Origin of the sequence: Mycobacterium sp. SMC-21 (assembly GCF_045310825.1) — a bacterium.
In the GTDB taxonomy this organism is placed as follows: Bacteria; Actinomycetota; Actinomycetes; order Mycobacteriales; family Mycobacteriaceae; genus Mycobacterium.
Genome location: NZ_JBJIAO010000068.1, coordinates 1 through 10,080, shown reverse-complemented (window position 1 = coordinate 10,080; position 10,080 = coordinate 1). Strand labels below are relative to the sequence as shown.

The 10,080-nt window shown below is 66.4% G+C and carries 12 protein-coding genes; 8 read left to right on the top strand and 4 right to left on the bottom strand.

The genetic code is table 11. The features are described 5' to 3' along the window. Positions 1–271: 271 nt before the first annotated feature. The 8 genes from ACJH6H_RS29150 (at position 272) to ACJH6H_RS29115 (ending at position 6,776) form a co-directional block, all read left to right on the top strand. Entirely contained in the window at positions 272–838 is a 567-nt protein-coding gene (locus ACJH6H_RS29150; protein ID WP_163692645.1) for a Hint domain-containing protein, read from the top strand. A gap of 149 nt (positions 839–987) precedes the next feature. Next, positions 988–2,517 (top strand): CdaR family transcriptional regulator, encoded by a 1,530-nt coding sequence (locus tag ACJH6H_RS29145; RefSeq protein WP_061007410.1) that lies wholly within the window; start codon positions 988–990, stop codon positions 2,515–2,517. A gap of 258 nt (positions 2,518–2,775) precedes the next feature. Further along, the gene (locus ACJH6H_RS29140; protein ID WP_061007411.1) at positions 2,776–4,041 is read left to right on the top strand and encodes an FAD-binding oxidoreductase; all 1,266 of its coding nucleotides are present in this window, start codon (positions 2,776–2,778) and stop codon (positions 4,039–4,041) included. A 132-nt stretch (positions 4,042–4,173) separates the two neighbouring features. Beyond that, positions 4,174–4,650, top strand: a complete 477-nt coding sequence (locus tag ACJH6H_RS29135) for a GreA/GreB family elongation factor (protein WP_061007412.1) — start codon at positions 4,174–4,176, stop codon at positions 4,648–4,650. Between the two features lie 52 nt (positions 4,651–4,702). Continuing rightward, a complete protein-coding gene (locus tag ACJH6H_RS29130) occupies positions 4,703–5,185 on the top strand; it encodes a GreA/GreB family elongation factor (protein WP_061007413.1) in 483 nt (160 codons plus the stop codon). Positions 5,186–5,290: 105 nt separating this feature from the next. Beyond that, positions 5,291–5,617 carry a helix-turn-helix transcriptional regulator gene (locus tag ACJH6H_RS29125; protein ID WP_061007414.1) on the top strand — a complete coding sequence of 109 codons (327 nt, stop codon included), beginning with the start codon at positions 5,291–5,293 and terminating at the stop codon, positions 5,615–5,617. Continuing rightward, a complete protein-coding gene (locus ACJH6H_RS29120) occupies positions 5,604–6,131 on the top strand; it encodes an SRPBCC family protein (protein ID WP_133427834.1) in 528 nt (175 codons plus the stop codon). The genes ACJH6H_RS29125 and ACJH6H_RS29120 overlap by 14 nt, the downstream gene beginning before the upstream one ends. A gap of 9 nt (positions 6,132–6,140) precedes the next feature. Then, entirely contained in the window at positions 6,141–6,776 is a 636-nt protein-coding gene (locus ACJH6H_RS29115; protein ID WP_061007419.1) for a flavodoxin family protein, read from the top strand. Here ACJH6H_RS29115 and ACJH6H_RS29110 read toward each other — a convergent pair. Genes ACJH6H_RS29110 through ACJH6H_RS29095 form a run of 4 tightly spaced genes read right to left on the bottom strand, consistent with a single transcriptional unit; the run spans position 6,760 to position 9,823 of the window. Further along, a complete protein-coding gene (locus ACJH6H_RS29110) occupies positions 6,760–8,136 on the bottom strand; it encodes an FAD-containing oxidoreductase (RefSeq protein ID WP_061007416.1) in 1,377 nt (458 codons plus the stop codon). The two genes, ACJH6H_RS29115 and ACJH6H_RS29110, sit on opposite strands and share 17 nt — an antisense overlap. Then, entirely contained in the window at positions 8,123–8,626 is a 504-nt protein-coding gene (locus ACJH6H_RS29105) for a DUF4126 family protein (protein WP_020103688.1), read from the bottom strand. The genes ACJH6H_RS29110 and ACJH6H_RS29105 overlap by 14 nt, the downstream gene beginning before the upstream one ends. A gap of 52 nt (positions 8,627–8,678) precedes the next feature. After that, entirely contained in the window at positions 8,679–9,545 is an 867-nt protein-coding gene (gene hisG, locus ACJH6H_RS29100) for an ATP phosphoribosyltransferase (protein ID WP_212812010.1), read from the bottom strand. After that, a complete protein-coding gene (locus tag ACJH6H_RS29095) occupies positions 9,542–9,823 on the bottom strand; it encodes a phosphoribosyl-ATP diphosphatase (RefSeq protein ID WP_029118502.1) in 282 nt (93 codons plus the stop codon). The genes hisG and ACJH6H_RS29095 overlap by 4 nt, the downstream gene beginning before the upstream one ends. Between the last annotated feature and the right edge of the window lie 257 nt (positions 9,824–10,080).

Here is a 10,080-nt window from a genome sequence, read left to right as displayed (position 1 = left end):
CCCGGTCGTACTTCTTCCGCTTCTCTGACATCGCTACTCCTTATAGCTGATGCCTCCACGGTCTCGGGGGAAGGTCATGGTGAACTTCGTACCGGGTGAACGGTCGTGGTGGCGTCGTAGCCGTTGGTGGCGGGTACCGGTGGCGTTGATGGTCACCATCGTGCTTTCCCTCTGCGGGATACTGTGGCTGGCCGGCATCGATCGCCCACGTTCAGAGCAACACGCAGGTGCGCCGCGCGCGCAGCAATTCGCCGACAGCCCGGCAGCGGTCATGGCTGCCGAGTCACTGACAACCCCACTGACACAGCATGTTCCGTGCGCGGGCCAATCCTTCGGCCCGGACACGCTGGTCCTGATGGCCAATGGCACCAAACGCCCCATCGCGGAACTCAAGGTCGGCGATCGGGTGTGGTCAGTCGACCCGGAAACCGGTCGCACCAGCGGTCAGCCGGTGGAGGCGGTCCTGGTCAACCACGACACCGACCTGCTCGACCTCACGATCACCAACGCCGCCGATGTCACTTCGGTGGTACACACCACCGCCAAGCATCCCTTCTACAGCGCGGCCCGGGCGCAGACAGAGCCGTCCGAGGTCTCCGAGCTGGCCGCCACCACTGGCGGAGCCATTCGGCCGGGAGCCGAATGGATTGACGCGAAAGACCTGCGTCCCGGTGATCGGTTGACCACCCCGTTCCGGGACAGCGTCGCGCAGGTCGCAGGTAGCACTTCGGTATTCGGCACGGCCGACATGTGGGATCTGACGGTCGCGAACACCCACGTCTTCTTCGTCGCGACCGTGACCGCGGCGGTTCTGGTCCACAACTGCACCACGCAGTAGGCACGATGAATTCGGTTGCTGCCGTGGATATCAACTGATCCCGTAAGTAATGGGATCGGCGCGGGGTCATCGCGTCAGGGAGCCCGCCGTTGACCGGGGCGCATTCGACAACCGATACGCTGGGGTTGATTCGGCATAGGGAGCGGCCCGTGGTCACGTTGGACCGCCTAGCCAATGTGCTGGGCAGCTATGGCGTGCGATTGCGGTTTTGTCCTGTCCCGCGGTCCACGGAGTTGCGCAGCGTGGTGTTGCATGAACTCATCGAGGACCGCGCCGTCGTCGGTGACGTGCTGCTGGGTATCGGCGCGCAATCAGTGCAGCAGGCGGTGCACTGGGCGGCGCAAGCCCGTGCCGTGGTCGTACTCGTCCGCGCCGAGGGCGACTACGACACCGCATTCGCCGGTGCGGCCGAAGGTGTAGCCGTGATGGTGGTCGACCCGGCGATGTCCTGGAGCGAGTTGGCCGCGGTCATCTTCGGGCTGGTCCTGGAGGGCCGTGAAACCGAATCCGGTCGCGGGCCAACGGATCTGTTCGCACTGGCCGACAGTTTGGCCGAGTCCGCGGGCGGGGCGGTCATCATCGAGGACCGGCTCTCGCGGGTCTTGGCGTACTCGCGGCGCCAGCGAGGCGCCGACCCGGCGCGGGTGGCGACCATCGTCGAGCGACAGGCACCGGAGGAGCTGCGGGCCTTCTTTGACGCTCGGGGTGTGTACGCGCATTTGGAGTCTTCTGACGAACCGTTGTTTGTCGGCCCGGACTCTGCTCACGGTGTGACCGGGCGCATGGTGGTGGCGGTGCGGTCGGGTCGTCAGCTCATGGGGTCGGTGTGGGTCGAGTGCGCGACACCGTTGGCCGGGGCCGCGCTCACTGCGTTGGCCGACGGGGCTCACACGGTGGCCCTGCACCTGTTGCGGTCACGTGCCAGCGCGGACCTCGAGCGGCAAGTGGAATCCGAACTGGTGATCCGGTTGCTGGAGGGCACTGCCGATGCCGCCACCGCCGCCAGCCGACTGGGCCTGCCGCACACCGTGTTGCGGGTGGTTGCGCTGCAGGCGTTCATCGGCGCGGAACGCGACGCGGCGCTGCTGTTGGCGTTCGAGCGAGCCACGACGGGCTTTGGTTGGTCACGGCCGGGCCGCAGTGCCCTGGCCGGCAACACCGTGTACACGCTGCTGCCCGGCGAACAATCAGAAGCTGCCAGGAAGTGGGTTTCCAGCCTGCAGGCGGCATTGCCCGAGCGGGTGACGCTGTTGGCCGGTATCAGTGGTGCCGCAGAGGTCGCTGATCTGGTCGCGGCGCGCCACGAGGCCGACGAGTGCCTGGCGCTACACGAGACGTCGCCGACCGGCGTCGCCCCTCCGGCCTACGACGAGTCGTGGGACGACATCCTGCTGCAACGGTTGCGCAGTGCGGCACGCTCAGGACGCTCCCCCGATCGCCGGCCGGTGGCCGAACTGCGCCGGCACGACCGCGACCACGCCACCGACTACCTGCCCACCCTGCGGGCCTGGCTCGAGGCGCAGGGCGACCCCACCGAAGCGGGTAACCGGCTGGGAGTGCACGAGAACACCGTGCGGTACCGGCTCCGCAAGATGGCCGAAATCACGAATCTCCCACTCGACGACGCCAAGAAGCGGCTGGCCATGATGATCGAACTCGCCGCCACCGACACCGACTGACCAGTCCGGGCTGTCGAAACACGACAAAGCGCGCCAGCCGGCGCTGTACGCCTCCGGCACCTCACGGCACGTCGAAGCCGGTCGCGGAGGTGCTCGCTGCCGGCGCCTACCCGATTCGCCGAGACACGACCGCGCTCAGGAGGGCGTTGTCGAATCTCGACAACCCGGCACCGGCCTCTTGTCGGATTTCAGCAAATGCCTTTCTCCTGGTGAAGCCACCATGGACGCAAGGACGAAGTTCGGATGCGGAGGTTTGTGATGAGCGGCGGCGAGCGCATTGACGGCGGACCCCGGTCGGCGATCGTGGTCGGTGCGGGCATCGTCGGGCTGTCGACGGCGTGGTTCCTGCAAGAGCGCGGCCTCGATGTCACCGTGGTTGACCGCACCGGAGTGGCCGCCGGAGCATCGTGGGGCAACGCCGGCTGGATCGCACCGGCACTGACGCTGCCGCTGAACTCACCCGGTGTGCTGCGATATGGGCTGCGCGCCCTCGTCGATCCGGCCGCCCCGTTGCACATTCCCTTGACCGCCGACGCCGAGCTCGGGGCCTTCTTGATGCGCTTCGTCGCCAACTGCCGGCCCGAGTCGTGGAACCGGGCGGTGCGCGCCAACGTGCCGCTCAACGAAGAAGCCATCGAAGCCTTCGACGTACTCGTCGCCAACGGTGTCGACGCACCGGTGACCGATGCCCCGATCACCGCCCTGTTCCGCAGCACCGAACAAGCCGAACGCATGATGCGCGAACTCAAGCATCTCGAAAAGGCCGGGCAGACAATATCTGTCACCGCTCTGGCCGGCGAGGCGCTACGCGAGCAAGTGCCGCTGGCATCGCAGGCGATCACCGCCGCCCTGAGCATCAACGGTCAACGCTTCGTCGATCCCGGCCGGTTCGTCAACGCGCTGAGTCAGGCAGTCGTGCGGCGCGGCGCCAGGATGCGCACATTGGAGGTGCGCGACGTGTCCAGCTCGGGCACCGGGGTCAGCGTCCACCCGCCAAATGACGAGCCGTTGACCGCCGACACCGCGGTGATCGCCACCGGCGCATGGCTTGCCCGGCTCACCGGCAGTCGGATACGCGTGCCCGTGCAGGCCGGTCGCGGCTACTCGTTCACAGTGCCCGTGGACCGTCCCATCCCCGGGCCCGTCTACCTGCCCGATGTGCGGGTTGCGTGCACGCCCTACCACGGCGCACTGCGGGTGGCGGGAACCATGGAATTCCGCGCCCCGCACGACCCGGCGACCCCGGCGCGGGTCGATGCCATCGTCACCTCCGCGGCTCCCCTGCTGCAGGGCGTGCGGTGGGCTGAACACAGCGAGATGTGGGTGGGCCCGCGCCCCGTCACTCCCGACGGCCGCCCACTCATCGGGGAGGTGACGCCCGGCGTCTACGTTGCCGGCGGCCACGGCATGTGGGGACTGGCGCACGGACCGGTGACCGGCCGGCTACTGGCCGAACAGATCACCACCGGCAAGCAACCCCAAGCCCTGCGCGAATTCGACCCGCTGCGCCGAACGGGGCGCTAGACCCACCAATCACTGGTCCACACCGCCCGTGCAGCCCCACACCACGGGCGCTCCAGTCGTCAGGGGCGGCGCGTCCACCACCGGCCCGCCCCTGGCGACAACCTCGGCTTCGACGAAAGGACAGCACCGAAAATGACCAGCACTGAACGTCTTTGGATGACGCGTGAGGCCCATACGCGGCTGCAGGCCGAACTGACCGTGCTGCGTTCACGGTCGGGTATCGAAGTTCGTGGCGACGTCATGGACACCGACGACAACCTCGTCGAGAATTACTTGGCGCGACAAGCGCGCATGCGTCAGATTCAAGATCTGCTGTCCAATGCCGTGGTCGGTGAAGACCCGCCCGACGACGGGATCGCTGAACCGGGAATGGTCCTGACCGTTCGCTACGACGACACCGGGGACATCGAGACGTTTCTGCTCGGTGTACGCGGTGCCGAGGACCCCGATGTCGATGTGTATTCCATGCAATCGCCGCTGGGCAGCGCGGTCGCCGGCGCACATGTCGGCGAGCAACGCACCTACTCCATCCCCAGCGGGGCCAGCGTGCCCATCACGCTACTCAAGGCGGTCCCCTACGGAATGCATGCCCCGAACGGCGACACATGAAGAACTTGAAATGCCCTACCGCGCAACCGGTCTCGCGACGAATGGAAATGACATGGCCACCACGACACGAGTCTGGATTTCCCCACAAGCCCACGAACGGCTGCACCGCGAACTGGACACCCTGCGTTATCTTCACTCCGCCGGAACGGCCGACGAGAACATCGACGCGAACGCCGCAGCAGTGCGACGCGCGTGGGAGAAGCGGATTCAGCAGATTCATGACCTGCTGATCAATGCCGTCGTCGGCGAAGACCCACCCAACGACGGCATTGCCGAACCCGGGATGGTGGTCACCATCCGACACGACGCCACCGGGGACTTCGAGACGTTCCTACTCGGCGTACAGGGCGCCGAATACGCCGACATGCCCGTCCATTCCATCGAATCCCCGTTGGGTGCCGCCATTGCAGGCGCGTGCGCCGGGCAACGACGCACCTACCGACTGTCCAGCGGCATCCCGGTGACAGTCACGCTCGTCAAAGCCGTGCCCTACGGCCTCCACATCGCCGACCTGGACCAGTCCGCACCGCAGTGAGACCGCGTAACCGCACAACACTCTGAGCTGCGGAAATCACACCACCTGTATCGCCGAGTCTTATATGTACTTGCATCTATATAGATAGCTGGGCATACTGACTTCATGGACGTCTTCGAAGCGGTCGCCGAACCGAACCGGCGCGCGCTGCTCGACGTACTCGCCGAGGGCGAACGCACCGCGGGCGAGCTGGTCGCCACGCTCCCGGGACTGACGCAACCGACGGTCTCCCGTCACCTCCGGGTGTTGCGGGAAGTCGGACTGGTCGAGGTGCGGCCCGATGCCCAACGACGCATCTACGCGCTGCGTGCCGACGGTCTGGTCGAGATGGACCAGTGGATCGACCGCTACCGCCGCTACTGGACCAACCATCTGGATGCCCTTGAGCGCCATCTGGATTCGACATTCGAGGAGGAACGTGACAACCGATGAACTCGAGGGCGTCGTCACCGTGGACGGCGACCGCGCCACGCTGACATTCGAGCGACGACTGAAACACCCCGTCGAGCGGGTGTGGGCCGCGATCACAGAACCCGCGCATCGCGACATCTGGATGGGCAAGACCGTCATCGACGGCCGTGCGGGCGGCTCGATCGAGACGGTCGCCTCGGGCCCGCCCGTGCCACCGGATATGAAGCGCATGACGGGCCGCATCCTGGTCTGGGATCCGCCGCATGTGTTCGAGCATGAGTGGCACCAACAGATCGTCGAACCCGGTGTGGTCCGCTACGAACTCACCGCCGATGGCAGCGGCACTCTGCTCCGGATGACCCATCGCGGCCTTGGCGTGCCCAATGCCAACGGATTCCGGCCCGGCACACAGGCTTTCCTCGACCGGCTGCAGGCGCTGCTCGACGGCACTCCCCTGCCCGGGTGGCTCGAGCGATACGCCGAGATCGCCGGACACAGCCCGCTCGATGCCCCGCCCGCAGGCCCGAACCCCTAGGAGTTAATGATGTCGGACAATACCTTTCACGAAACACCTTCGGTTGTCGTCGCCTACCAGTCCGGGTTCGCACACACCGCGTTCCTCGCCGAGGCAGTCGCCGCCGGAGCCCGGTCCGGCGGCGCGGCCGTCACCCTGATCCGGTTGGGTGACCTCACCGACGACGACTGGCAAACGCTGGATACCGCCGACGCGATCATCTTCGGCACCGCCACCTATATGGGCAATGTATCGGCGGCGTTCCAGACGTTCGCCGAGCAGACGGGACGTCGCTGCCAGCAGGGCGCGTGGCGCGACAAGGTCGCCGCCGGGTTCACCAACTCGGGAAGTAAGAGCGGCGACAAGCTCAATTCGCTTGTCTCACTGGCGGTCTTCGCCGCCCAGCATCACATGCATTGGGTCAATCTGGGCCTGGGCCCGGGCTGGAATCACTCCACCGCAAGCGACAGCGAACTCAATCGGCTGGGGTTCTGGCTGGGTGCCGCGGCGGCGACCGATGTCGACGCCAACCCAGACCAGGTGCACCCATCCGATACGGCGACGTGCGAACACCTGGGCCGGCGCGTCGCCGAGGTCACCCGGCAATTGGTCGCCGGACGCGGTGTGGCACAGGCTGTTACCGAGCCTGTCATTGCAGGGGCCTGAGCCCCTCGAGCATCGTGGGCACCAGCTCGGAAACAGTCGGGTGGATGTGCACGGTGTGCGTCATGGTCGTGTACGGTGCTTTGGCGGCCATCAGGTCGAGGATGCAGTGCACCACCTCGTCGCCGCCGACACCGAGGATGGAGGCGCCGAGAATCTGGTTGGTCTCGGCGTCGACCACGACCTTCATGAAGCCCTGCGTCTCCCCCTTTTCGACCGCCCGGCCGACGCGGGTCATCGGGCGCTTGCCCACCAACGCTTTTCGCCCCGACGCCCGAACCTGCGCCTCGGTCAACCCGGCCCGCCCGAGCGGCGGATCGATGTACAGCGCATAGGTGGGGATCCGGTCACTGACCCGCCGCGGTTCGTTGTCGAGCAGGTTGGCCGCCACGATCTCGAAGTCGTTGTACGACGTATGAGTGAACGCCCCCTTGCCGTTACAGTCGCCCATGGCCCAGATGTGGTCGACGGTGGTCCGCAGCTGATCGTCGACGGTGATGTATCCCCGGGAGTCCGTTGCCACGCCGGCCTTTTCGAGACCAAGGTCGTCGGTGTTGGGCACGCGCCCGACCGCGACCAGCAGGTGCGAGCCCGGTACAACGGCACTGCCGGTGCTGACCGCCACCCCGTCGCCGTCTTTGGCTACCCGAATATCGCTGGCACCCAGGTGGATTGTGATGCCCTCACGTTCGAGAATGTCCTTGATGGCGGCGCAGACGTCGTCGTCTTCGCGCGAGGCAAGTCGCGGCCCGCGTTCGACGACCGTGACCTCGGCGCCGAACCGGCGGAACATCTGCGCGAACTCGAGACCGATGTAGCTGCCGCCGATGATCACCAGGTGCTCTGGCACCGTGTCGAGGTCGAGAATGCCGACGTTCGTGAGGTAATCAACGTCGGCCAGACCGGGGATATCCGGGGCCGTCGCACGGCCGCCTGTGTTGAGGAAAATCTTCTCACCGGTGATCTGTTGGTCACCGACCTGCAGCGTGTGTGGATCGAGGAAGCGTGCGTGCCCGCGTAGCAGCGTGCAGCCTTTCATGCCTTCCAGCCAGCTCTCGACGCCTTCGCGGTCCTCGGTGACGATCCCGTCCTTGCGGCCCTTGACTTTTGCCATGTCGACGGTGACGTCGCCGGTTCCGATGCCGTAGTCGGCGCCGCGGCGGGCCAGGTGTGCGGCGTAGGCGCTCGCGACCAAAGTCTTGGTCGGTATACAGCCGTAGTTCACGCAGGTGCCGCCGACGAGCTTGCGCTCGATGACGGCGACGGTCTGGCCGGCTTCGGTGAGTCGGCCGGCCAAGGGCGGTCCCGCTTGTCCGGCGCCGACGATGATGGCGTCGAACGCGGTGCTCTCAGACGACGACATACGGACCGATGGCACTCAGTGCGACGGCCGCAATCGCGAAGCCACCACCGACCGCGAGGACGTCCTCGGCGAGCGCGACCGGCAGGTCGTGTCCGCCGTTGCGCGCCACCAGGATTCGGCGCGCATGAAAGCCTGCCAGCGTCCCGATGACCGCGCCGATCATGCCGCCGCCCATCCCGATGAACGTGTGGTGCCACCCGGCGCCGATGACCGCACCGGCGAACGCACCGGTGAACAACCGGGCCCCGAACTGCGACGGCACCGTTCGCGCCGGCGTCTTGGGCAGCTGGTCGGTGATCAACTCGACCACCAACAGGATCGTCAGCACCGTCACCGTGATCCAGTTGCCGACCCATTCGGCCCAGGTACCCACCAGCGGCAACCAGCCGAGCTTGGCGCCCCAGGCCACCACGGCGGGTGGAGTCAGCGCCCGCAGGCCCGCGACCACACCAATGAGTAAGGCGAACAGCAGAACCAGCGCTTGCGTCACGTGACCCTCCGTCAGATTGCGGACCTCACGGCGACGCTAACACCGGCACGGGTCAGAAGCGACAGAACCGGATATCGGACGCCAAGATCGCCTTGGCCCCGATGGCCGCGAGCTCATCCATGATGGCGTTGACCTGGCGCCGCGGTACCAGGGCGCGCACCGCGACCCAGTCTGCGTCGGCCAGCGGCGCGATGGTCGGCGATTCGAGACCCGGCGTGATGGCCGTTGCCTGCTCCAAAACGCTGCGCGGGCAGTCATAGTCGAGCATCAGGTACTGCTGCCCGAACACGACGCCCTGGATGCGGGCCGCGAGCTGGTCGCGAGCCGGATCCGGCGCGACGTCGGCGCGCTCGATGAGAACTGCTTCCGAATCGCACAGCGATTCACCGAAGGCCACGAGGTTGTGCAGCGCCAGGGTCCGGCCGGATCCGACGACGTCCGCGATGGCGTCAGCGACACCGAGCTGGATCGAGATTTCCACCGCGCCGTCGAGGCGGATCACAGTGGCGTCAATCCCCTTGTCGGCCAGGTCTTTCCGCACCAGGTTCGGGTAGGCGCTGGCAACGCGCTTACCGGCCAGGTCGGCGACGGTCCAGTCCCGCCCCTTGGGTGCGGCATACCGGAACGTCGAGGATCCGAAACCCAGGGCCAATCGCTCGTTGACGGGCGCCATCGACTCGGCGGCCAGGTCGCGGCCGGTGATGCCGAAGTCCAACTGCCCGGAGCCCACGTAGATGGCAATGTCCTTGGGGCGCAGGAAGAAGAACTCGACCTTGTTCACCGGGTCGACGACCGTCAGATCCTTGGGATCAGTGCGGCGGCGGTATCCGGCCTCGGACAGGATGTGGGCGGCGGACTCGCTGAGCGCGCCCTTGTTCGGGACGGCGACGCGCAGGAGGCCGTTCGATGCGCCGGTCACAGCTTGCCGTACACGTCGTCGAGGGTCAGGCCGCGCTTGATCATCAGAACCTGCGTCCAGTACAGGAGCTGGCTGATCTCGCCGGCCAGCTCGTCGTCGCTCTCGTGCTCAGCCGCAATCCACACTTCGCCGGCCTCTTCGATGATCTTCTTGCCCAGATGATGCACGCCGGCGTCCAACGCCGCGACGGTGCCGCTGCCGGCCGGCCGGGTCTGCGCTCGCTCACTGAGCTCGGCGAATAGCGCATCGAAGGTCTTCACGGGCTGCAATTGTTTCACGCTGGGGGCACGGGCCGTGCACGTGGCTGCCTGGGGTCGCATGTCGAGGCTACGTCGGCTCTCGAAAAAACTTTGGTCACTTTGATTTCGCTGGTCACGCTAGGTAACTAGCGTCACATTTGCGGCGTTTTCTTGTCAGTGGCTCGAACTAGTGTTCGAAGTATGGGTTTGACCGATCGAGCCGCTGTCGAGGAGGCGTACGCCGCCTACGAGGCGGCGCATGCGCGGCTCGCGGCCTTGGACTACACCGGTCTGGA